General features: G+C 75.8%; 2 protein-coding genes. Both read left to right on the forward strand.

From position 1 onward, the window contains the following. Positions 1–12: 12 nt before the first annotated feature. The gene (locus ACZ4Z2_RS07990; RefSeq protein ID WP_468073531.1) at positions 13–14,964 is read left to right on the forward strand and encodes a type I polyketide synthase; all 14,952 of its coding nucleotides are present in this window, start codon (positions 13–15) and stop codon (positions 14,962–14,964) included. A gap of 81 nt (positions 14,965–15,045) precedes the next feature. Further along, positions 15,046–26,805: an SDR family NAD(P)-dependent oxidoreductase gene (locus ACZ4Z2_RS07995; RefSeq protein ID WP_468073533.1), complete on the forward strand. Its 11,760-nt coding sequence runs from the start codon at positions 15,046–15,048 to the stop codon at positions 26,803–26,805. Positions 26,806–26,809 lie beyond the last annotated feature (4 nt).

Here is a 26,809-nt window from a genome sequence, read left to right on the forward strand (position 1 = left end):
AGCACCGCGAAGATGCCGGACGAACAGAAGCTTCTTGAGTACCTCAGGCGGGCGACCGCGGACCTCGGGCAGGCGCGCCAGCGGCTGCGCGAGGAGGAGGACGCCAGGCACGAGCCCATCGCGATCGTCTCGATGAGCTGCCGCTACCCCGGCGGCGCCGACGACCCCGAGCAGTTGTGGGACCTGGTGTCCTCCGGCACCGACGCCATCTCCGAATGGCCGGCCGACCGGGGCTGGGACACGGCCGCCCTCTACGACCCGGACCCCGACCGGCCGGGCACCTCCTACACCCGGCACGGCGGATTCCTGCACCGGGCGGGGGACTTCGACGCCGCGTTCTTCGGCATGTCACCGCGCGAGGCCCTCGCCACCGACCCGCAGCAGCGGCTCCTCCTGGAGACCTCCTGGGAGACGCTGGAACGCGCGGGCCTCGACCCGGCGGCCCTGAAGGGCTCCGCGACCGGCGTCTTCGTCGGCGCCATGACCAACGACTACGGCGACGGCTCCCGAGACCGGTCCGACGTCCAGGGCCTGCTCCACACGGGCACCGCCGGCAGTGTGATCTCCGGCCGGATCTCCTACACCCTGGGCCTGGAGGGCCCGGCGGTGACGGTCGACACCGCGTGCTCGTCCTCGCTGGTCGCCCTGCATCTCGCGATACGCGCGCTGCGCTCCGGCGAGTGCTCCCTCGCCCTCGCGTGCGGTGTCACGGTCATGCCGCACCCCGACCCGTTCGTCGCGTTCAGCCGCCAGCGCGCCCTGGCACCCGACGGCCGCTGCAAGGCATTCGCGGCCGGCGCCGACGGCACCTCGTGGTCCGAGGGCGCGGGTGTGCTGCTGCTGGAGCGGTTGTCGGACGCCCGTCGCAACGGCCACCGGGTGCTGGCGGTGGTGCGGGGCAGCGCGGTGAACCAGGACGGGGCCAGCAACGGTCTGACGGCGCCGAACGGTCCCTCGCAGCAGCGGGTGATCCGGGCGGCGCTGGCGGACGCCCGGCTGCTGCCCGGCGATGTGGACGCGGTGGAGGCGCACGGCACGGGGACCCGGCTCGGGGACCCGATCGAGGCGCAGGCGCTGCTCGCGACGTACGGCCAGGACCGGCCCGCCGACCGGCCCCTGCTGCTCGGCTCCCTCAAGTCCAACATCGGGCACACCTCGGCCGCTGCCGGGGTGGGTGGCGTGATCAAGATGGTGCAGGCGCTGCGGCACGGGGTACTGCCCCGGACGCTGCACGTGGACGCGCCGTCCCCGCAGGTCGACTGGTCGACGGGCGCGGTCGAACTCCTCAGGGAGGAACGCCCCTGGGCCTTCGACCCCGACCGCCCCCGCCGGGCCGCCGTCTCCGGGTTCGGTGTGAGCGGCACCAACGCCCACGTGATCCTGGAGGAGGCACCGGAGTCCGCCGAGACCCCGGAGGCTCCGGAAACCGCCACCCCCCTGCCGCTGGTGCCCTGGGTCCTCTCCGCCCGTGGCGAGGACGCCCTCACCGACCGGGCCCGCCAACTGCTGGCCCTCGCCGACGCGGACGCCTTGATCCCGGGCGCCGTCGCCCGCGCCCTCGCCACCGGCCGCTCGCCGTTCGAACACCGCGCCGTGGTGGTCGCGGGCGACGCCGAGGGATTCCGTACGGGACTCACCGCGCTGGCGACCGGCGGCGAGGCCGCCAACCTGGTCCGAGGGCTCGCGGGACCCGCCGGCCGGACCGTGTTCGTGTTCCCCGGCCAGGGGACCCAGTGGACCGGCATGGCCCTCGAACTCCTCGACTCTTCACCGGTGTTCGCCGCCCGCATGATCGAGTGCGAACGTGCTCTCGCCCCCTACGTTCCATGGTCTCTGGCTGAGGCTCTGACCTCGTCCGAGGGCCTGGAACGCGTCGACGTGGTCCAGCCCGCGCTGTGGGCCGTCATGGTCTCTCTGGCAGCGCTGTGGCGCTCGGCCGGTGTCGAGCCGGACGCCGTGCTCGGCCACAGCCAGGGTGAGATCGCCGCCGCTGTCGTGGCGGGTGCGTTGTCCCTGGAGGACGGCGCCAAGGTCGTCGCCCTGCGCAGCCAGGCCATCACGGCCATCGCCGGACGCGGTGGAATGGCCTCCGTCCCGCTGCCGCCGGGGGAGTTGGCCGGCTATCTCGGCCCGTGGGGCGACCGGCTGTCCGTCGCCGCCGCCAACGGCCCGGCAGCCACGGTGCTGTCGGGCGACACCGAGGCGATCGACGGCGTGGTGGCCGAGCTCCAGGCCGACGACGTACGGGCCCGTCGCATCCCCGTCGACTACGCCTCCCACTCCGCGCACGTCGAGGAGATCCGCGAACGGCTCCTGGAGTGCCTCGCGGACATCGAGCCGACGGCCGGCCAGGTGCCGTTCTTCTCCACCGTGGACCTGAACTGGCAGGACTCCGGCGCGCTGGACGCCGAGTACTGGTACCGCAACCTGCGGCAGACCGTGCGGTTCGAGGAGGCCACCCGCACCCTGCTCGCCCAGGGCTTCCGCTTCTTCGTCGAGTCCAGCGCCCACCCGGTGCTCACCGTGGGCATCAGCCAGACCGCCGAGGCCGAGGAGTCCGACGCCGTCGCCGTCGGCACCCTCCGCCGCGACCAGGGCGGCCTGGACCGGTTCCTGCTCTCCCTCGCCGAGGCCCACACGGGCGGACTCGCGCCGGACTGGGACACCCTGCTCGCCGGGCAGCCGGGCGACACCGTCGACCTGCCCACGTACCCCTTCCAGCGGCGCAGGTACTGGCTGGAACGGCCTTCGGCCGACGCCGAGAACACCGTCGGCGCCACCGACCCGGCGGACGCCGCCTTCTGGGAGAGCGTCGGCGGACAGGATCTCCCGGCGCTCACCAAGACGCTCGGTGTCCGCCCCGAGGATCCGCTGACCGTCGTCCTGCCCGCCCTGGCCGACTGGCGCAGGCGGCGCGACGAACGCGCGACCGTGGACTCCTGGCGCTACCGGATCGACTGGCGGCCCCTCGCCGACGCCCCGGCCGGCCGCACCGCCGCCGCCCCGACCGGCACCTGGCTGGTGGCGGTCACCGACGGCACGGAGGGCGACCCGGTGCGGGACGCCGTCGTCCGGGCGCTGCGCGAGGCCGGCGCCGACCCCGTGCCCGTCGTCCTGACCGAGGCCCACACCGACCGGGCCACGCTGACCGCGCACCTGTCCGAGGCGAGCACCGGCCCCGTCCACGGCGTCCTCTCCCTCGTCGCCCTCGACGAGCGCCCCCACCCGAGCCACCCCCACCTTCCCCTCGGCCTCGCGCTCACCCTGACCCTCGTGCAGGCCCTGGGTGACACCGGCATCACCGCCCCGCTCTGGTGCGCCACCCGGGGAGCGGTCACGACGGGCCGCGACGACGCGGTGACCAGTCCCGGACAGCACATGGTCTGGGGCCTCGGCCGGTGCGCCGCGCTGGAGCACCCGCAGCGCTGGGGTGGTCTGGTCGACCTGCCCGACACGCTCGACGAGCGGGCCGCCGCCCGGCTGTGCGGCATCCTGGCCGGCCGGGACGACGAGGACCAGGTCGCCGTACGCCACTCCGGCGCGTACGGCCGGCGGCTGGTCCGCGCCCGCCCCGCCGACCCCGCCCGCGCGGACGCCTGGCAGCCGCGCGGCACGGTCCTGGTCACCGGCGGCACCGGCGGCGTGGGCGCGCACCTAGCGCGCTGGCTGGCCGAGGGCGGTGCCGAGCACCTCGTGCTGGTCGGCCGCCGGGGCGCCGACACCCCCGGCGCGGCCGAGCTGACCGCCGAACTGACCGCGCTCGGCACCCGGGTCACCGTCGCCGCCTGCGACGTCGCCGACCGCGACCGGCTCGCCGAACTGGTGGCCGGGATCGAACAGGACGGCTCCCGGATCAGGACCGTCATCCACGCCGCCGGCACGGGCCTGCTCGTGCCGCTGTCCGACACCGACCCCGACGAGTTCGCCGACATCCTCTACGCCAAGGTCGCCGGCGCGGAGAACCTCGACGCCGTCTTCGACCGGGACGACCTGGACTCCTTCGTCCTGTTCTCCTCCATCTCCGGCGTCTGGGGCAGCGGCGACCACGGCGCGTACGCCGCCGCCAACGCCCACCTCGACGCGCTCGCGGACCGGCGCCGCGCTCGGGGCCGCACCGCCACCTCCGTGGTGTGGGGCATCTGGGACCCCGAGGGCGGCGCGGGCATGGCCGCCAACCTCGTCGAGGAGCAGCTGCGCGGCCGGGGCATCCCCTTCATGGCCCCCCGGGTCGCGCTGACCGGGCTCCAGCAGGTCCTGACCGACGACGAGACCGTCGTCCTCGTCACCGCCGTCGACTGGGACCGCTTCGCGCCCGTGTTCACCTCGGCCCGGCCCAGCCCGCTCATCGGCGACCTGCCCGAGGTCCGCCGCGCGCTCGCCGAGGAGACCGCGCCCGGCCAGGACGGCGACGACACCGCCTCCTCGCTGCGCGACCGCATCGCGGACCTGCCCCCCGCCGACCGCGACCGCCTGCTCACCGACCTCGTACGCGCTCACGCCGCCGCCGTGCTCGGCCACGGCTCCGCCGACGCCATCGCCCCCGAACGGGCCTTCCGTGAACTGGGCTTCGACTCACTGACCGCCGTGGAGATGCGCAACCGGCTCAACGGCGCCACCGGTCTGCGGCTCCCGCTCACCGTCCTCTTCGACTACGCCTCGGCCGACGCGCTCGCCCGGCATCTGCGCGAAGAACTCCTGGGCCCCGACACCGCCGCCCCGACCGGGCCTGCCGTCCCCGCCCATGTGCCCGCCGACGCCGACGACCCGATCGCCATCGTCGGCATGAGCTGCCGCTACCCCGGCGACGTCCGCACCCCGGAGGACCTCTGGCGGCTCGTCGTCGAGGGCCGGGACGTCATCTCCGCACTGCCCGCCGACCGCGGCTGGGACCTGGACGGCCTCTACGACACCGACCCCGACCGGCCCGGCACGACCTACAGCTCCGAAGGCGGATTCCTCTACGACGCCGGGCAGTTCGACCCCGCCTTCTTCGGGATCTCGCCCCGCGAGGCGCTGGCCATGGACCCGCAGCAGCGGCTGCTCCTGGAGACCTCCTGGGAGGCCCTGGAGCGGGCCGGCATCGACCCCGCCTCCCTGCGCGGCGGCCAGGTCGGCGTGTTCGCCGGCGCCGCCTACCAGGGCTACGGCGGCCTGAGCGACGTACCCGAGGAGGTCGAGGGGCACCTCATCGCCGGTATCTCCACCAGCATCCTGTCCGGCCGCATCGCCTACACCCTCGGCCTCGAAGGACCGGCGGTCACCGTCGACACGGCCTGCTCGTCCTCGCTGGTCGCCGTCCACCTGGCGGCCCAGGCCCTGCGCTCCGGCGAGTGCTCCCTGGCGCTCGCGGGCGGTGTGACCGTCATGGGCACCCCGCTGTCCTTCACCGGCTTCAGCAGGCAGCGCGGTCTCGCCGCGGACGGCCGCTGCAAGTCCTTCGGCGCCGACGCCGACGGCTTCGGCATGGCCGAAGGCGTCGGACTGCTGCTCCTGGAGCGGCTGTCGGACGCCCGCCGCAACGGCCACCGCGTGCTCGCCCTCGTACGAGGCTCGGCGGTCAACCAGGACGGGGCCAGCAACGGGCTGACCGCCCCCAGCGGCCTGGCGCAGCAGCGGGTCATCCGCAGCGCGCTGGCCGGTGCGGGCGTGGCACCGGCCGAGGTCGACGTCGTGGAGGCGCACGGGACGGGCACCCGGCTCGGCGACCCGATCGAGGCGCAGGCGCTGCTCGCGACGTACGGCCAGGACCGCCCCGCGGACCGGCCGCTGCTGCTCGGCTCGCTGAAGTCCAACATCGGGCACAGCCAGGCCGCCGCGGGCGTCGCCGGGATCATCAAGATGGTCCAGGCGATGCGCCACGAAGTACTGCCCCGCACCCTGCACGCCGAGGAGCCGACCCCCAACGTCGACTGGTCCCTGGGCGCCGTGGAACTCCTGACGGAGCCCCGGCCGTGGACCCGGGGCGGCCACCCGCGCCGCGCCGGCGTCTCCTCCTTCGGCCTCAGCGGCACCAACGCCCACGTGATCATCGAAGAGCCGTACGGCGAGGAGCCCGCGCCGGAGCCCGAGGGGGACGCACCCGCGACCGCCGTGCCGTGGCTGCTCTCCGGCCGGACCCCGGAAGCGCTGCGCGAGCAGGCCGCGCGGCTGCACGCCCATCTGACGGACCGTCCGGAACTGCGGCCCCGCGACGTCGGCCTCACCCTGGCCACCGCCAGGTCCGCCTTCGAACACCGTGCCGTCGTCGTCGGCGCCGACCACGCCACCCTGCTCACCGGCCTGGCCGCGCTCGCCGCCGGACAGGACGACCCCGCCGTGGTCCACGGCACCGCGGCCACCCCGGGCCGTACCGTCTTCGTCTTCCCCGGTCAGGGTTCGCAGTGGGCGGGCATGGCGGTGGGGCTGCTGGATGCGGCTCCGGTCTTCGCGGAGCGGGTGGCGCAGTGCGAGCGGGCGCTGGCGCCGTACGTCGACTGGTCGTTGACCGATGTGCTGCGCGGCGAACCCGACAGCCCGCCGCTCGACCGGGTCGACGTCGTCCAGCCGGTGCTGTTCTCGGTGATGGTGTCGCTGGCCGCGCTCTGGCGGTCGTACGGTGTCGAGCCGTCGGCGGTGATCGGGCACAGCCAGGGGGAGATCGCCGCCGCCGTGGTGGCGGGGGCGCTGTCCCTGGAGGACGGCGCCAGGATCGTCGCCCTGCGCAGCCGGATCCTGACCGCGCTGGTCGACCGGGGCGCGATGCTCTTCGTCGCCCTCCCCGGCGACCAGGTGCGCGAGCGGATGGCGCCCTGGGCCGACCGGCTGTCCGTCGCCGCCGTGAACGGGCCCGCCGCCGTGACCGTCTCCGGCGACCCGGAGGCCCTGGAGGAGTTCGGCGACCGGCTGTCCGAGGACGGCGTCATGCGGTGGATGATCCCGGGCGTCACCTTCGCCGGGCACTCGCCCCAGGTGGAAGGGGTGCGCGAGGAACTGCTGGACGCGCTCGCCGGGGTGACACCGCGCCAAACCGACGTCGCCTTCTACTCCACCGTCACCGGGGGCGCCCTCGACACCACCGCCCTGGACACCGAGTACTGGTACCGCAACCTCCGCGAGCCCGTGGAGTTCCACCGCGCGGTCGCCGCGCTGATCGACGCCGGCCACGACACCTTCGTCGAGGTCAGCCCGCACCCGGTGCTGGCGGTGTGGGTGGAGAGGAGCCTGGAGGCGGCGGACGTCGCCGGGCTCGTCACGGGCACGCTGCACACCGACGACGGCGGCACCGGCCGGTTCCTGACGGCGCTCGCCGCGCCGCATGTCCACGGTGTCCCGGTCGACTGGCGGGCCGTGTTCGCGGGCACCGACGCCCGCCCCGTCGAACTGCCCACCTACGCCTTCCAGCGCCGCCGGTACTGGCTGGAGCCGACGGCGGCGCCCGCTGCCGGGGAAGGCGGTGCCCAGCCCGCCGACACGGCCTTCTGGGACGCCGTCGAACGGCACGACCTGCCCGCCGTCGCCGCCGCGCTGAACCTGCCGGACGAGGACGCCACGGCCCGTGCCTCCCTCGACGGGGTGCTCCCCGCACTCGCCGACTGGCAGCGCGGCCGCCGCGGCCGCACCACCATCGACGGCTGGCGCTACCGCGTCACCTTCAAGCCCCTGCACCTCACCCCCGGCACCCCCGCCCTCACCGGCACCTGGTGGGTCGTCGTACCGGCCGGCGCCGCCACCCACCCCGTGGTGGCGGGCGCGCTGCGCGCCCTCGAACGGCACGGCGCCACCGCCGTACCCGTCGAGATCGGCACCGCCGGCACCGACCGGGCCGAACTCGCCGCCCGGCTGGGGGCCATGACCGCCCCGGACGGCGGCGTGCTGTCGCTGCTCGCCCTCGCCGAGCAGCCGTACACCGACGGGACGGCTCTGCCGACAGGGCTCGCCCTCACCACCCTCCTCCTCCAGGCGCTCGGCGACGCCGGGATCAACGCCCCCCTGTGGTCCGCGACCTGCGGCGCGGTGTCCGTCGGGCGCTCCGACGCCCTCACCGCACCCGCCCAGGCGACCCTGTGGGGACTCGGCGCCGTGGCCGGCGTGGAGTACCCGGAACGCTGGGCCGGAATGCTCGACCTGCCCTCCGACCTCGACGAACGCGCCGGAGGCAGGCTGGCCGCCGTACTGGCGGGCCTCGACGGCGAGGACCAGATCGCGATCCGGCCCTCGGGCGTCTACGGCCGCAGGCTCGTCCGGGCCCGGCCGGCCGAGGAGACGACGGCGGACGCCTTCGAGCCCGACGGCACGGTACTGATCACCGGCGGCACCGGCGCCCTCGGCGCCCATGTCGCCCGCAGGCTCGCCCGCTCCGGCGCCCGGCACCTGCTGCTCACCGGCCGCCGCGGCCCCGACACACCCGGTGCGGCGGAACTGGTCGCCGAACTCGCCGGCCTCGGCGCGGAGACGACGGTCGCCGCCTGCGACGCCGCCGACCGGGACGCGCTCGCCGCCCTGCTCGCGGACATCCCCGAGGACCGCCCCCTGCGCACCGTCGTGCACGCCGCCGGCCTCCTGGACGACGGTGTCCTCGACACCCTCACCCCCGAGCGGGCCGCCGGGGTCCTGCGCCCCAAGATGGACGCCGCCCTCAACCTGGACGCCCTCACCCGCGACCTGGACCTGACCGCGTTCGTCCTGTTCTCCTCGCTCGCCGGCACCCTCGGCGGCACCGGACAGGGCAGCTACGCCGCGGCCAACGCGTTCCTGGACGCCCTCGCCGAGCAGCGGCGCTCCCTCGGCCTGCCGGCCACCTCCGTGGCCTGGGGCCTGTGGGCGGGCGACAGCGCCGCCGACTCGGCCCGCGAACGGCTGGTGCGCAACGGACTGCCGCCGATGGACCCGGAGCTGGCGGTCACCGCCCTGGAACAGGCCATGGGCCGGTCCGAACCCAGGCTGGTGGTCTGCGACTTCGCCTGGGACCGCTTCGCGCCGGCCTACACCGCCCTGCGGCCCAGCGCCGCCCTGCGCGACCTGCCCGACGCCCGCGACGTCCTGGCCGCCACCGGCGCCGACCGGCAGGAGACGGAGGCGGACTCCCTCGCCGCCCGCCTCGCGGCCCTGTCCCCACAGGAGCGGCAGGAGGAACTGACCCGCCTGGTCGCCACCGAGGTCGCCGCCGTCCTCGGCCACCCCGACCCCGACGGCATCGACCCCGACCGTGTCTTCAAGGACCTCGGCTTCGACTCGCTCACCGCGGTCGACCTGCGCAACCGGCTCTCCGAGGCCACCGGGCTGCGCCTGTCGGTCACCCTGGTCTTCGACCACCCCACCGTCACCGCCCTGGTGGACCACGTACGGTCCGAACTCGGCGGTACGGCACCGGTCCCGGCCTCCGCACCCGCGCCGGTCTCCGCATCGGCGCCGACCACGGTGGCCGACGACGACGCCATCGCCGTCGTCGCGATGAGCTGCCGCTACCCCGGCGGCGTCACCACCCCGGAGGAGCTGTGGCGGCTGGTGACGTCGGGCTCCGACGCCATCACCGAGTTCCCCACCGGCCGGGGCTGGGACCTCGACGAGCTGTACGACCCCGACCCGGAGAAGGTCGGCCGGACGTACGCCCGCCACGGCGGCTTCCTGCACGACGCGGACCACTTCGACCCGGCGTTCTTCGGGATCTCCCCGCGTGAGGCGCTGGCGATCGACCCGCAGCAGCGGTTGCTCCTGGAGATCTCCTGGGAGGCGTTCGAGCGGGCCGGTATCGACCCGGCGTCGCTGAAGGGCAGCCGGGCCGGGGTCTTCGTGGGCTCCAGCTACCGCGACTACGGCTCCCGCGTCCAGCAGCCCACCGAGGAGACCGAGGGCTACCTCGGCATCGGCAGCGCGGGCAGCGTCGCATCCGGCCGGATCTCCTACACCTTCGGCCTCGAAGGACCGGCGGTCACCGTCGACACGGCCTGCTCCTCCTCGCTGGTCGCCGTGCACCTCGCGGCCCAGGCGCTGCGCGGCGGCGAGTGCTCGCTCGCCCTCGCGGGCGGTGTCACGGTGATGTCCACCCCCGACGCGTTCATCGAGTTCAGCCGGCAGCGCGGGCTCGCCGCCGACGGCCGCTGCAAGCCCTTCGCCGCCGCGGCCGACGGCACCGCCTGGGCCGAGGGCGCCGGCATGGTCGTCCTCGAACGGCTCTCCGACGCCCGGCGCAACGGCCACCCGGTGCTCGCCCTGGTGCGGGGCTCGGCGGTCAACCAGGACGGCGCCAGCAACGGTCTCACCGCCCCCAACGGCCCCTCCCAGCAGCGCGTCATCCGCCAGGCCCTCGCCTCCGCCGGGCTCGGCAGCGCGGATGTCGACGCGGTGGAGGCGCACGGTACGGGCACCCGGCTCGGCGACCCGATCGAGGCGCAGGCGCTGCTCGCGACGTACGGCCAGGACCGCCCCGCGGACCGGCCGCTGCTGCTCGGCTCGCTGAAGTCCAACATCGGGCACGCCCAGGCCGCCGCCGGCATCGCGGGCCTGCAGAAGATGGTGCTGGCCATGCGGCACGGAGTCCTGCCGCGCACCCTCCACGTCGACGCGCCGACCCCGTTCGTCGACTGGTCGGCGGGCGCCGTGTCGCTGCTCACCGAGGACACCCCGTGGCCCGACCAGGGGCGACCGCGCCGGGCCGCGATCTCGTCCTTCGGCGTCAGCGGCACCAACGCGCACACGATCCTGGAACACGTCCCGGACGAGCACATGCCGGACGGCGTGACGGCTCCGGCGGGCGCCGACGAGCGGCCCGCGGGGGAGGAGGCCGAGACCGGCGAGGGCGCGGCGGCCGCCCCGGTGCCGTGGCTGCTGTCGGCGCGCAGTCGCGTCGCCCTGCGGGCCCAGGCCCGGCGGCTGCTGGAGCACGTCGACGCCCGTCCCGCCCTGCGTCCGGCCGACGTCGCGTTCACGCTGGCCACGGGCCGCAGCGCCTTCGAACACCGGGGCGCTGTCGTGGGCGACAGCCGCGAGGCGCTGATCGGCGGCCTCAAGGCGCTCGCCACCGCCGACGGCGCGCCCGGCGTCACCCAGGGCACGGCCGTGGCGGGCCGGACCGCGTTCCTCTTCGCCGGGCAGGGCAGCCAGCGCGCCGGGACGGGCGCCGAACTGTACGCCCGCCACCCGGTCTTCGCGGACGCCTTCGACGCGATCTGCGCCGAGCTGGACCCGCTGCTCGACCGGCCGCTGCGCGAGGTCGCCTTCGCTCCCGCCGGGTCGCCCGAGGCGGCCCTGCTGGACCGCACGGAGTACACACAGCCGGCGCTCTTCGCGGTCGAGGTCGCCCTCTTCCGCCTGGTCGAACACTGGGGCGTGGTGCCGGACCTGCTGCTCGGGCACTCCATCGGCGAGCTGGCGGCCGCGCATGTGGCCGGGGTGCTGTCGGCGCCCGACGCCGCCGCGCTGGTCGCGGCCCGGGGCCGGCTGATGCAGGCCCTGCCCGAGGGCGGCGCCATGGTCGCGCTGACCGCCTCCGAGGAGGAGGCCGCCGGGCTGCTCGCCTCCCACGAGGGCCGTGTCGCGGTGGCCGCCGTCAACGGGCCGGCCTCCGTCGTCGTCTCCGGCGACGCGGACGCCGTCCTGGACATCGCCGAGCAGTGGCGCGCACGCGGCGGCAAGGCCCGGCGGCTCACCGTCAGCCACGCGTTCCACTCGCCGCACATGGACGGCATGCTCGACGAGTTCCGGCGGGTCGCCGAACGCCTGGAATTCCGGGCGCCGCGCATTCCCCTGGTCTCCGACGTCACCGGTGAACTGGCCACCCCCGAGCAGCTGACGTCGCCCGAGTACTGGGTGCGGCATGTCCGTGAGGCGGTCCGCTTCCACGACGGCATGCGGCGGCTCGCCGCCGAGGGCGCCGTCACCTACCTCGAACTCGGCCCCGACGGCTCGCTGACCGCCATGGGACGCGACTGCCTCGCCGAGGACCCGGCGGACCCCGCCGACCCGTCGGCCGCGGGCGCCCTGGTGCCGCTGCTGCGCAAGGACCGGCCGGAGTCCCGTGCCGTGACCGACGCACTCGCCCACCTCCACGTCCGGGGCACGGCGGTGGACTGGCCGACCGTGCTGGACGCCGGTGCCCCCGGCGGGCCCGGAAAGGTCGACCTGCCCACCTACGCCTTCCAGCGCGAGCGCTACTGGCTGGAGGCCACCGCACCGGCCGGCGGCATGGCCGCCGCCGGGCTCCTCCCGGCCGACCACCCGCTGCTGGGCGCGGCCGTCCCGCTCGCCGACACCGACGGAGTCCTGTTCACCAGCAGGCTGTCGGTACGCACCCACCCGTGGCTCGCCGACCACGGCGTCTACGGCACCGCCCTCCTCCCGGCCACCGCCCTGCTCGAACTGGCGGTGCGGGCGGGCGACCAGGTCGGCTGCGGCCAGGTCGAGGAACTCACGCTGGAGGCCCCGCTGGTGATCCCCGCGCGGGGCGCGGTGGTCCTCCAGCTGTCCGTCGGCGCGCCGGACGCCTCGGGCGCCCGGCCGGTCAGCGTCCACACCCGGCCCGAGGACACCTCGTCCGCCGGCCTGCCGTGGACCTGCCACGCCCGGGGACTACTGGTTCCCGCCGTGGAGGAGGCGGCACCCGCCCCGTCCGTGGCATGGCCGCCGGCCGGCGCGGAGCCCGTGGCACTGGACGGGCTGTACGAGCGGTTCGCCGAAGGCGGGTTCGGATACGGGCCCGCGTTCCAGGGGCTGCGCGAGGTGTGGCGGCTCGGGGACGAGGTGTACGCGGAGGCGAGCCTGCCGTCCGAACAGCAGGCCGAGGCCGCGCGGTTCGGGCTGCATCCCGCGCTCCTCGACAGCGCCCTGCACGCGCTGATCTTCGGCGTCCTCGAAGGGACCGACCAGGGGTGGCTGCCGTTCTCCTGGAACGGCATACGCCTGCACGCCTCCGGGGCCCGCGCCCTGCGCATCCGACTGACCCCCGCGGGCAACAACGCGGTCTCCGTCCAGGCCACCGACACGGCCGGGCAACCGGTCGCCTCCATCCGGTCCCTGGTGCTCCGCCCGGTCTCCCCGGGCCAGGTACGCGCCGCCCGGACCGCGCACCACGAGGACCTGTACCGCCTCGAATGGCCCACACTGCCCCAGCCTGGCGACGCCGGCTCCGACACCTGGGCCGTCATCGGCGCCGAGGCACCCGACTGGGCGGCTCACGGCATCACCCGCTCCGCCACCGACCTCAAGGCGCTCTCCCGGGAGATCACCGAGGGAGCCGCCCGGCCCACGGCCGTCCTCGCCCACGTCCCCGCCGCACCAGCGGAACAGGGCACGGCCGACGCCGTACGGCATGTCACCGGCCGAACCCTCACCCTCGTACGGGACTGGCTGGCCGACAGCACGTTCGCCGACGCCAAGCTGGTGCTCGTCACCCAAGGCGGCGTCCCGACGAGCGCCGACGGCGACGCGCCGGACCTGACCCACGCCGCCGCATGGGGGCTGGTGCGGTCCGCGCAGACAGAGAACCCGGGCCGTTTCGTCCTCGCCGACCTAGACGGGACGGAAGGCTCCAGGGACGCTCTCGCCGCCGCCGTCGCGTCCGGCGAACCCCAACTGGCTTTGCGCGAGGGCCGTGCGCACATTGCCCGGCTCGCCCGCGTACCCGCCGCCGAGCAGTCGCAGACACCCGAATGGGGACGCCCCGGCACGGTCCTGATCACCGGCGGCACCGGCGCCATCGGCTCCGTGCTCGCCCGCCACCTGGTCGCCGAACACGGCGTGAAGCGCCTGCTGCTCACCAGCCGCCGGGGCCCCGCCGCCGAGGGCGCCGCCGACCTGGTCGTCGACCTCGCCGCACTCGGCGCCCACGCGGAGGTCGTGGCCTGCGACGCCGCCGACCGGGACGCACTGGCCCGACTGCTCGGCTCGCTGCCGGACGCCCACCCGCTGACCGCCGTCGTGCACGCGGCGGGGACCATCGCCGACGGGGTCGTCGACGCGATGACACCGGCCCGGCTGGACACCGCCCTGCGGCCCAAGGTCGACGCGGCCTGGAACCTCCACGAGCTGACCGAGGGCATGGACCTGTCGGCGTTCGTGGTGTTCTCCTCCATCGCCGGGATCTTCGGTGGCATGGGCCAGGGCAACTACGCGGCGGCCAACGCCTTTCTGGACGCGCTGGCCCACCACCGCCGGGCGAACGGCCTGCCCGCCGCGTCGCTCGCCTGGGGCCTGTGGGCCAACAAGGGCGGCATGAGCGGAGGCCTCGACGAGGCCGACTTCCGGCGCATCGCCCGCGGCGGCATCGTCGCCTTCTCCCCGGCCGAGGGCGCCGCCCTGTTCGACTCGGCCAACGCCACCGGCGAACCCGTCGTCCTGCCCCTGCGGCTGGACACCGGGGCCCTTGCCGCCCAGACCGGCACCGGCGGCGTTCCGGCGCTGCTGCGCGGACTCGTACGCCCGCCCGCCCGCCGCAGCGCGGCGGTCGGCGAGGCGGCCCCGGACGCGGCCGACACCCTGCGCCGCACCCTGGCCGGCCAGCCCGAGCAGCGGCGCGAACGGACCCTGCTCGACCTGGTGCGCGGCCACGCCGCCACCGTGCTCGGCTTCCCCGGCCCGGCCTCGGTGGACGCCGAACGCGGCCTGCTGGAACTCGGCTTCGATTCGCTGACCGCGGTCGAACTGCGCAACCGGCTCGGCGCCGCCACCGGCCTCAGGCTGCCCGCCACGCTGCTCTTCGACCACCCCACCTCGGCGGCGATCGCCCGCCAACTGTCCATCGAACTCGCCCCCGGGACCACCGGACCCGATCTCGCCGCCCACACCGCGGGCCTGGCCGAACTCGGCCTGCTGGAAGGCGCCCTGGACAACGGCACGGCCGGGCCGGAGCTGCTCGGCCGACTTGAAGAACTGATCAGCAGGCTGCGCCCGGGAACCGGTGGCGCGGCGCGGGACCGCCTGGAGGAGCGGATGGACACGGCCAGCGACGACGAGCTCTTCGAGTTCATCGACAACGAACTCGGCATGTCGTGACCCCCCTGCCCCCATCCGCGCGACGGCGGCTCCCCCTGCCCGGCCCCTCCCGCACGAAGGCCCCGAAGGTGACGGTGCACAGTGACTGACGGCACGCTCAACGACGACAAGCTCCGCGACTACCTCAAGCGGGTCGCGGCCGACCTGCACCGCACCCGGCGCCGGCTGCAGGAGGTGGAGGCCCGGCAGCAGGAACCCGTGGCCATCGTCGGCATGGGCTGCCGCTACCCGGGGGGCGTCGTGTCCCCCGAGGAGCTGTGGCAGCTCGTCGCCTCCGGCACCGACGCCGTCGCCGGCTTCCCCGCCGACCGCGGCTGGGACCTCGCCGCCCTGCACGACCCCGGCCGGGAGCGCCCCGGCACGACGTACGCCGCCGAGGGCGGATTCCTCACCGGCGCCGCCGACTTCGACCCCGGCTTCTTCGGCATCTCGCCCCGCGAGGCGCTCGCCATGGACCCGCAGCAGCGGCTGCTGCTGGAGACCACCTGGGAGGCCTTCGAACGAGCGGGCCTCGACCCGGGCGCGCTGCGCGGCAGCGACACCGGGGTCTTCGTCGGCGTGATGTACCAGGACTACGGACTACGGCTGCGCCAGGTCCCGGACGACATCCAGGGGTACATCGGCAACGGCAACTCCGACAGCGTCGCCTCCGGCCGCCTCTCCTACACCTTCGGCCTTGAGGGCCCGGCGGTGACGGTGGACACGGCCTGCTCGTCCTCCCTCGTCGCCCTGCACCTGGCCGTCCAGGCCCTGCGCCGCCAGGAGTGCGGGCTGGCGCTGGCCGGCGGCGCCATGATCATGTCGACACCGGTGCCGTTCGTCGAGATGAGCCGGCAGGGCGGGCTCGCCGCCGACGGACGCTGCAAGTCCTTCGCCGCCGGGGCCGACGGCACCGGCTGGGGCGAGGGCGTCGGCATGCTCCTGCTGGAGCGGCTGTCCGACGCCCGCCGCAACGGCCACCCCGTGCTCGCCCTGGTACGCGGCACCGCCGTCAACCAGGACGGCGCGAGCAGCCGCCTGACCGCCCCCAACGGGCCCGCCCAGCAGCGGGTCATCCGACGGGCGCTCGCCGACGCCGGGCTCACCCCCGCCGACGTCGACGTGGTCGAGGCGCACGGCACCGGTACGCCCCTCGGCGACCCCATCGAGGCACAGGCCCTGCTGGCCACGTACGGGCAGGACCGGCCCGCCGACCGGCCCCTGCTGCTCGGCTCGCTGAAGTCCAACATGGGCCACACCCAGGCCGCGGCGGGCGTCGGCGGTGTCATCAAGATGGTGATGGCGATGAGCCGGGGCGTCGTGCCGCCCACCCTGCACGTCGAACGGCCCACCCCCACGGTCGACTGGTCCTCGGGCGCGGTGGAACTGGTCACCGAGGCGGTGCCCTGGCCGGAGAGCGGAGCACCGCGCCGGGCGTCCGTGTCGTCCTTCGGGATCAGCGGCACCAACGGACACGTCGTCCTCGAACAGGCCGGACCCGAGCCGGAGCCCGAGTCCGCCCCCGCTCCGGGAACCGAACCGGACACCACCGACGAGCCCGGCCTCCCGACCGCCCTGCCCTGGCCCCTCTCCGGCCGCAGCCGCGAGGCCCTGCGCGCCCAGGCCCGCCGCCTCGCCGCCCACCTCGACACACACCCCGGACAGCGGCCCGTCGACATCGGCCACGCCCTGGCCACCACCCGGGCCGCGCTCGAACACCGTGCCGTCGTGGTCGCCGCCGACGAGGAGGGGTTCCGGCGCGGTCTGCGGGCCCTGGCCGAGGACACCCCCGAGCCCGGACTGCTCCGCGGCACCGGCAGCCCCGCGGCCGACACCGCGTTCGTCTTCCCCGGCCAGGGCTCTCAGTGGACCGGCATGGCAGCCGAACTCCTCGACACCGCCCCCGTCTTCGCGGAGCGGATCGCCGACTGCGAACGCGCCCTGGCCCCCCACACCGACTGGTCCCTGATCGACGTACTGCGCGACGCCCCCGGCACCCCGCCGCTGGACCGCGTCGACGTGGTCCAGCCCGCGCTGTGGGCCGTGATGGTGTCGCTGGCCGCGCTGTGGCGGTCGTACGGCGTCGAGCCGTCCGCCGTCGCGGGGCACAGCCAGGGCGAGATCGCCGCCGCCGTGGTCGCCGGGGCGCTGTCCCTGGAGGACGGCGCCAAGGTCGTCGCGCTGCGCAGCAGGGCCATCGTCGCGCTCGCCGGGGCCGGCGGCATGGCGTCCGTGCCGTTGCCGGTCGACGAGGTCCGCGCCCTGCTGAGCGACGGGGACGGCCGTCTGTCCGTCGCGGCCGTCAACGGGCCCGCCTCCGTCGTCGTCTCCGGCGACCGGCCGGCGCTGGACGACCTGATCGACCGGCTCACCGCCCGCGACCTCAGAGTCCGGCGGATCCCCGTGGACTACGCCTCGCACAGCGCCCACGTCGAGCGCATCCAGGACGAACTGCTCCGGCTGCTGGCCGACATCGCCCCCCGCCCCTCCGACATCCCCTTCTACTCGACCGTCACCGCCGAACCGCTCGACACCACCGGCCTCGACGCCGGCTACTGGTACCGCAACCTGCGCCGGACCGTCGAGTTCGAACAGACCACCCGCGCCCTGTTGGCCGCCGGCCACCACGTCCTCGTCGAGGTCAGCCCCCACCCGGTGCTCACCGTCCCGATGGAGGAGACCGCCAGGGCGGCCGGGGCCGACCGTGCCGATGGTGCCCTGGTCATCGGCACGCTGCGCCGCGACGACGGCGGCCGGGCCAGGTTCCTCGCCGCCGTCGGCGAGCTGTACGTCCACGGTGTACGCGTCGACTGGCGCGCCGCCTACGCCGCATGGCGCACCCGCCGGGCCGACCTGCCGACGTACGCGTTCCAGCGCCGCCGGTACTGGCTGGAGGACTCCGCCGCACCGCAGGGCGACATGGCCTCGGCCGGGCTCGCCGCCGCCGACCACCCGCTGCTCGGCGCGGTCGTGGCCCTCGCCGACGGGGACGGACTGCTCCTCACCGGCCGTCTCTCCACCCGCACCCACCCCTGGCTCGCCGACCACGCCGTCCGTGACGCCGCCCTGCTGCCCGGCACCGCCTTCCTGGAGCTGGCGGTCCGCGCGGGCGACCAGGTCGGCTGCGGCCAGGTCGAGGAACTCACCCTGGAGGCCCCGCTCGTCCTGCCCCCGGAGGGCGGCGTCGCCGTACAGCTCGCCGTCGGCGCGCCGGACCGGGACGGGCGCCGCCCGCTGAGCCTGCACGCCCGCCCGGACGGCACCGACGACGTGCCGTGGACGTGCCACGCCCGGGGGTTGCTGGCTCCCGCCGCCGAGGAGGCGGAGCCGGAGGCGGTGGCCTGGCCGCCGGCGGGCGCGGAGCCGGTGGATCTGGACGGGCTGTACGAGCGCTTCGCGCAGGGCGGCTTCGCGTACGGGCCGGCGTTCCAGGGGCTGCGTGCGGCGTGGCGGCTGGGGGAGGAGGTGTTCGCGGAGGCGAGCCTGCCGTCGGAGCTGCAGGCCGAGGCCGCGCGGTTCGGGCTGCATCCCGCGCTCCTCGACGGCGCCCTGCACGCGACCGCCCTCGGCGAGGCCGCCGAGGGCCGGATGCCGTTCGTCTGGACCGGCGCCGTCCTCCACGCGCAGGGCGCGACCGGTCTGCGGATGCGCATCACCCCCGCCGGCCCCGACACCGTGAAACTGCGCGCCCTCGACCAGGCCGGACGGCCCGTCCTGACCGTGGCGGGCCTGGCCCTGCGGCCGGTCGGCGCCGGGAGTTTCACGGCTCCGGCCGCCGGACGCCACCACGACTCCCTGTTCCGCCTCGACTGGACGCCGGTCCGCCCGGTGCCCGGCCCCACGACGGCCACCTGGGCGGTCCTGGGCCCCACCGAAGACACCCTGGGAGTCGCCCGCCACGCGGACCTCGCCGCGCTCCGCGACGCCGACGGGCCACTGCCGGAGTTCGTCCTCGCCGACCTCGGCGCGGCCCCGGACGACCAGGCCGACGGCCTCGCCGACACGACCCGCACCGCGGTGCACGACGCCCTGGCCCTCGTCCAGGACTGGCTCGCCGACGACCGGTTCACCGGGACACGGCTCGTCCTGGTCACGCGCGGCGCGATCGCCGCCCGGCCCGGCGAGGACGTACCGAACCTGCCGCACAGCGCGGTGTGGGGGCTGGTGCGCTCCGCGCAGACCGAGCACCCGGGCCGCCTCCACCTCGTCGACCTCGACGCGGACGCCGGCCTGCCGGCCGCCGTCGCCGCCGTGCTCACCGACATCGGCGAGACGCAGTTCGCGGTGCGCGGCTCCGAGGTCCTCGTACCCAGGCTGGCCAGGGTCCCCGTGCGGGACGACGACGCGGCCCCGCCCCTGGACCCCGACGGCACCGTCCTGATCACCGGCGGCACCGGTCTGCTCGGCGCCCGCGTCGCCCGTCACCTCGTCACCGGACACGGCGTACGGCACCTGGTGCTGACCAGCCGCGGCGGCCCGGAAGCCCCCGGTGCGGACGGACTGCGCGACGAACTGGCCGCGCTCGGCGCGCAGGTGAGCGTCGTCGCCTGCGACGCGGCCGACGCGGAGCGGCTCGCCGAGGTCCTGGCCGGCATACCCGTCGGGCACCCGCTGACCGCCGTCGTCCACGCCGCCGGAGTGCTCGACGACGGCGTAATCTCCTCGCTCACCCCCGAGCGGGTCGACGCCGTCCTGCGGCCCAAGACCGACGCGGCACTCAACCTGCACCGGCTCACCGCCGGCCTGGACCTCGCGGCGTTCGTGCTCTTCTCCTCCGCCGCCGGTACCTTCGGCGGCCCCGGGCAGGGCAACTACGCCGCCGCCAACGCGTTCCTGGACGCGCTGGCCCACCACCGCCGGGCCCAGGGCCTGGCCGGGCGGTCCGTCGCCTGGACGCTGTGGGAGCGGCGCAGCGCCATGACCGGGCACCTCGGCGACGACGAGGTCCGCCGTATCGCCCGCTCGGGCCTGCCGCCCCTGACCGACGCGCAGGGCCTCGCCCTCCTCGACTCCGCGCTCACCGTCGACGAACCGCTGCTGGTGGCCCTCCGGCTGGACACGGCCGCGCTGCGCGCCCGCGCCGAGAGCGAACCCGTACCCCGTCTGCTGCACGGTGTGGTCCGGCTGCCGGCCCGCCGCCAGGCCGCCCCGGCCTCCGCCACCGACGGTGACGGAGACCGCGGCCCCTTGGCCGAGCGGCTCGCCGCCCTGGACGCCCCCGGCCGCCGCCGTGAACTCCTCGACCTGGTCCGGGGTCAGGTCGCCGCCGTACTCGGCCACCCGTCGCCCGAGGCCGTCGAGGCGGGCCGTGCCTTCCGTGACCTCGGCTTCGACTCGCTGGCCGCCGTCGACCTCCGCAACCGCCTCGGCAACGCCACCGGACTGCGGCTGCCCGCCACCCTCGTCTTCGACCACCCGACCCCCGAGGTCCTCGCGGCCCACCTCGGCGGCGAACTGCTCGGCGCGGACACCGGCCGCGTGCCGACCGCCGCCCCGGCCGCCGGCGGCGCGGGCGCGGCGACCGACGACGACCCGATCGCCGTCGTCGCCATGGGCTGCCGTTACCCCGGCGGCGTCCGCTCGCCCGAGGACCTGTGGAACCTGGTCTCCTCCGGCACCGACGGCATCGCCGCCTTCCCGGCCGACCGCGGCTGGGACCTGGACGCCCTCCACGACCCCGACCCCGAACGCCACGGCACCTCGTACGCGCGCGAAGGCGGCTTCCTGTACGACGCGGGGGAGTTCGACGCGGGCTTCTTCGGTATCTCGCCGCGCGAGGCCCTCGCGATGGACCCGCAGCAGCGGCTCCTGCTGGAGACCTCCTGGGAGACGCTGGAGCGCGCGGGCCTCGACCCGGCGGCCCTGAAGGGCACCGCGACCGGCGTCTTCGTCGGCGTCATGCACCAGGACTACGCCGCCCGGCTCCTGCCCCACATCCCCGAGGAGGTCGAGGGCTTCCTCGGCGCCGGCAACTCGGGCAGCGTCGTCTCCGGCCGCGTCGCCTACGTCCTGGGCCTGGAGGGCCCGGCGGTCACCGTCGACACCGCGTGCTCGTCCTCGCTGGTCGCCCTGCATCTCGCGACCCGGGCGCTGCGCTCCGGTGAATGCTCCCTCGCCCTCGCCGGCGGTGTCACCGTCATGTCCAGCCCCGAACTGTTCGTCGAGTTCAGCCGCCAGCGCGGCCTGGCCTCCGACGGCCGCTCCAAACCCTTCGCGGCGGCCGCCGACGGTGTCGGCTTCGGCGAGGGCGTGGGCATGGTGCTGCTGGAGCGGTTGTCCGACGCCCGCCGCAACGGCCACCGGGTGCTGGCCCTCGTGCGGGGCAGCGCGGTCAACCAGGACGGCGCCAGCAACGGGCTCACCGCGCCCAACGGTCCCTCGCAGCAACGCGTGATCCGCGCGGCGCTCGCCGACGCCCGGCTGTCACCCGGTGACGTGGACGTCGTCGAGGCGCACGGCACCGGAACCCGGCTCGGGGACCCGATCGAGGCGCAGGCGGTGCTGGCCACCTACGGCCAGGACCGTGAACAGCCGGTGTGGCTCGGGTCGTTGAAGTCGAACATCGGGCACACGTCGGCGGCCGCCGGCGTGGGCGGTGTCATCAAGATGGTGGAGGCGATGCGGCACGGGGTGCTGCCCCGGACGCTGCACGTGGACGCGCCGACCCCGCAGGTCGACTGGTCCGCCGGCGCGGTGGAACTGCTGACCGAGGAACGCTCCTGGCCCGCCGGCCCCGACCGGCCCCGCCGCGCCGGAGTCTCCTCCTTCGGTATGAGCGGCACCAACGCCCACCTGGTCCTGGAGCACGTCGACGAGCACGTCGACGAGGACGTCGCGCGGCCCGCGCGCCCCGAGGGACCCGCCGTCCCCTGGGTCGTCTCCGGCCACACCCCCGAAGCACTGCGCGCCCAGGCCGAACGGCTCGCCGACCACGCCGACGCCCACCCCGGGCAGGGCGCCGCCGCGATCGGCCTGGCCCTCGCCACCACCCGCACCCGGCACGACCACCGGGCCGTCCTCGTCGGCGACCGCGAGCGACTGACCGCCGGACTGCGGGCCCTGGCGGCCGACGCACCCCTCGCCACCGTGGCCAGGGGCACCGCGACCGCCGTCGGGCGCACCGTGTTCGTCTTCCCCGGCCAGGGCGCCCAGTGGACCGGCATGGCACTCGACCTGCTCGACTCCTCACCGGTCTTCGCCGCCCGCATGGCCGACTGCGAACGCGCCCTCGCCCCGCACGTCGACTGGTCCCTGACCGGGGTCCTGGCCTCCGCCACGGACCTGGAGCGCGTGGACGTGGTCCAGCCCGCGCTCTGGGCCGTCATGGTGTCGCTGGCCGAGACCTGGCGGTCCTTCGGCGTCGAACCGGACGCCGTACTCGGCCACAGCCAGGGCGAGATCGCGGCGGCGGTCGTCGCCGGGGCGCTCACCCTGGAGGACGGCGCCAAGGTCGTCGCCCTGCGCAGCAGGCTGCTGCGCGCCGTCGCCGGACACGGCGGCATGGCCTCGGTGGCGCTGCCCGTCGACCGCACCCGCGAACTGCTGGCCGGCTGGGGCGAGAAGATCTCGGTCGCCGCCGTGAACGGCCCGCGCTCCACCGTGGTCGCGGGCGAGACCGCGGCCCTGGCGGAACTCCTCGCCTGCTGCGAGAAGGACGGCGTACGCGCCCGGCGCATCGAGGTCGACTACGCGTCCCACTCCGCCGAAATGGACCCCCTCCGGGCCGAACTGCTCGACGTCCTCGCCGACATCACCCCCGCCACGGCAGGCACCCGGATGTTCTCCACCCTGGAGGCCGACTGGATCGAGGGGCCCGAACTCACCGCCGACTACTGGTTCCGCAACCTCCGGGGCACGGTCGAGTTCGCGCCCGCCGTACGGGCCCTGACCGGCGCCGGATTCACCACCTTCGTCGAGTCGAGCCCGCACCCCGTGCTCGCCCCGGCCGTCCAGGAGGTGCTGGAGGACGGTGCCGTGACGGGCGTGGTCGTCGGCTCGCTGCGCCGCGACGACGGAGGCCGGGAGCGGCTGCTGCTGTCGCTGGGCGAGGCCCACGTCCAGGGCGTGCCCGTCGACTGGTCCGCGGCCCTCGGCCGCACGAGTCGGCCCGTGGACCTGCCGACCTACGCCTTCCAGCGCACCCGCTACTGGCTCGACGCCCCCGTCCGCACCGGAGACGTGGCCGCCGCCGGGCTGGGCGCCACGGACCACCCGCTGCTGGGGGCCGCCGTGGACCTGGCCGATTCGGGGGAGCAGTTGCTCACCGGGCGGCTGTCGACCCGGACCCACCCGTGGCTCGCCGACCACGTCGTCTCCGGGACCAACCTGCTGCCCGGCACCGCCTTCCTGGAACTCGCCCTGCGCGCCGCCGACGAGGCCGGGAGCGCCCTCGTCGACGAACTCACCCTCCAGGCCCCGCTGATCCTCCCCGAACGGGACGCCGTCCACATCCAGCTGCGCGTCGGACCGCCCGACGACAGCGGCAGGCGCCCCCTCGGCCTCTACTCCCGCCCCGAGGCCGACCCCGGCGCGGACTGGACCCCGCACGCCACCGGCACCCTCGCCCCCGGCGAGCGCGCCGACGGCCCGCCCGCGCCGCGCACCTGGCCCCCGGCCGGTACCGAGCCGGTCGACCTGGACGGCGTCTACGACCGCTTCACCGACGCCGGTTACCGCTACGGCCCCGCCTTCCAGGGGCTGCGCGCCGCCTGGCGCGACGGCACCGACGTGTACGCGGAGGTCGCGCTCGAACGGCAGTCGGACAGCGGCGGTTACCTCGTCCACCCGGCCCTGCTGGACGGCGCCCTCCAGGCGTCCGCCCTCCTCGGCGACCGGCCCGGCCCCGCCCGGCTGCCCTTCTCCTGGAACGGTGTCACCGCCCACGCCGCCGGCGCGTCAGCGTTGCGCGTCCGGATCGGCCCGGCCGGACCCGACGCGGTGAGCCTGGACGCCTGGGACCCGACCGGGCAGCCGGTGCTGTCCGCCGAGTCGCTGGTGCTGCGCCCGCTGTCCCCGGACCTTCTCACGGCGGCCGGGACGGGCCGGGACGGCCTGTACCGCCTGGACTGGACCCCGGCCCCCGGCGGCGCCGACACCGCCACCCCGCTCACCGGCTGGGCGGACCTCGACGACACCGGCTCCGGCGCGCAGCCCACGGCGGTCGTCTGGACCTGCCCCACCGCCCCCGGCCCCGACGAGGCCGCCCGCGTCCGGGACACCGCGACCGCCGCCCTCGCCGTCGTCCAGCGGTGGCCGTCCGACCCCCGCTCCGCCGACGCCCCCCTCGTGGTCGTCACCCGGCACGCGGTCGCGACCGGGCCCGGCGGACACCCCGCCGACCCGGCGCAGGCCGCCGCCTGGGGCCTGGTCCGGGCCGCCCAGACCGAACACCCGGACCGTTTCGTCCTGCTGGACCTGGACGACAGCGACGAGTCGGCGGACGCCCTGCCCCGCCTGCTCGGCCTCGCCCTCGCCACACGGGAACCACAGCTCGCCGCCCGCGCGGGGAACCCGCTCGTGCCCCGGCTGGCCCGGGCGGGGCGGCCCGGCACGCTGACACCGCCGGCCGGCGAAGCGGTCTGGCGGCTGGACACCACCGGTGAGGGCAGCCTCGACGGCCTCGCGCTCGTACCGTCCCCGGAGGCGGCTGCCCCCCTGGCCCCCGGCGAGGTCCGGGTGGCCGTCCGCGCCGCCGGCCTGAACTTCCGGGACATCGCGGTCTGCCTCGGCCTCGCCCCCGACCAGCGGATCCTCGGCAGCGAAGGGGCGGGCACCGTCCTGGAGACCGGCCCCGGCGTGACCGACCTCGCCCCCGGCGACCGCGTGTTCGGTGTCTTCGGCGGTGCCTTCGGCCCCGTCGCGGTAGCCGACCGGCGCACCCTCGCCCCGATCCCGCCCGGCTGGTCGTACGCCCGCGCCGCCACCGTGCCCATCGCCTTCCTCACCGCCCACTACGGCCTGTTCGACCTCGGCGGCCTGAAAGCGGGGGAGACGGTCGTGGTGCACTCCGCGGCCGGCGGTGTCGGCATGGCCGCCGTCCAGCTCGCCCGGCACGCCGGGGCCGAGGTGTACGGCACCGCGAGCCCCGGCAAGTGGGACGTCCTGCGCGGCCTCGGCCTCGACGACGCCCACATCGCCTCCTCCCGCACCCTCGACTTCGCCGACCGCTTCCTCGACGCGACCGGCGGACGCGGCGCCGACGTCGTACTGGACTGTCTGGCACGCGAGTTCGTCGACGCCTCCCTGCGGCTGCTGCCGCGCGGAGGGCGGTTCCTGGAGATGGGCAAGACCGACATCCGCGACGCCGGCACCGTGGCCGCCGCCCATCCCGGGGTCCGCTACCGGGCGTACGACCTGGCGGAGGCGGGCCCGGAGCGGATCGCGGAGACGCTCGACCTGATCCTCGGCCTGTTCCGAGAGGGCACGCTCACCCCGCTGCCGCTCACCTGCTGGGACGTACGGCGGGCCCCCGAGGCGTTCCGGTACGTCGGCCAGGCCCGGCACACCGGCAAGAACGTGCTGCTGCCGCCCACCGCCCTCGACGTCGACGGCACCGCTCTCGTCACCGGCGGCACCGGCACCCTCGGCCGCCTGGTGGCCCGTCACCTCGTCGCCGAACACGGGATACGGCACCTGCTGCTGACCAGCCGCAGCGGCCCCGACGCCCCCGGCGCGGACGCACTGCGCACCGAACTGGCCGCACTCGGCGCCGAGGTGAGCGTCGTCGCCTGCGACGCCGCCGACCGCGAACGGCTCGCCGAGGTCCTGGCCGGCGTGACACGCCCCCTCACGGCCGTCGTGCACGTCGCCGGACTCCTCGACGACGCCGTCGTCTCCTCCCTCACCGCCGAGCAGTTGGAGCGCGTACTGCGTCCGAAGACGGACGCCGCGGTGAACCTGCACGAGCTGACCCGGGACCACGACCTCGCCGCCTTCGTCCTGTTCTCCTCCGCCGCGGCCCTGCTCGGCGGCGGCGGACAGGCCAACTACGCGGCCGCCAACGCCGCCCTCGACGCGCTCGCCGAACGCCGCCGCGCCGAGGGCCTGCCGGGCCTCTCCATCGGCTGGGGCATGTGGGAGGAACGCAGCGGCATGACGGGCCATCTCGGCGACGTGGACCTGCGGCGGATGAGCCGCAGCGGGGTCACCCCCCTGACCTCCGCTGACGGGCTGGCCCTCTTCGACGCGGCCCTGCGCTCCGAGGACGCCTATCTGCTGGCCGCGCGACTGGACACCGCCGCGCTGCGCGCCGGCGGTGGGCAGGACGTACCGGCGCTGCTCCGCGGCCTGGTCCGGGCGCCGCGCCGTCGGGCCGCCGCGGCGAACGGCGACGGCGGTGGCCGGGCCGCGGGCCTCGCCGAACGGCTCGCCGGGCTGTCCGAGGCGGACGCCCACGCCGCGCTGCTGGACCTGGTGCGCGGCCACGCGGCGGCCGTCCTCGGCCACCCCTCGCCCGAACTGGTCCAGCCCAACCGGGCGTTCAAGGAACTCGGCTTCGACTCCCTCACCGGCGTCGAGCTGCGCAACCGGCTGTCGTCCGCGACCGGCGTCCGGCTGCCGGCGGGCATGGTCTTCGACCACCCCACCCCCGACGTACTGGCCCGCCACCTGGCGGCCACCACCGGCCGGCCGGCCCCGGCCAAGGCGGCCGCGCCGCTCGTGGAGCTGGACCGGTTCGCGGAACTGGTCGCCGGCCTCGCGCCGGACGCCCCCGACCGCGACCGGCTCTCCCAGCGGCTGCGCGAGGTGCTGGCCCGCCTCGAAGCCACCGAACCCGCCGGCCAGGTCACCGCGGACCACATCGAGTCCGCCTCACACGACGAGATCTTCGACCTCATCGACAACCAGCTGGGCATCTCGTGACGCC

It is taken from the genome of Streptomyces sp. NPDC030183, assembly GCF_055573455.1.

Coding starts and splice junctions, on each gene's coding strand:
- ACZ4Z2_RS07990 (WP_468073531.1), top strand. CDS start 13: ATGCCGGACGAACAGAAGCTTCTTGAGTACCTCAGGCGGGCGACCGCG.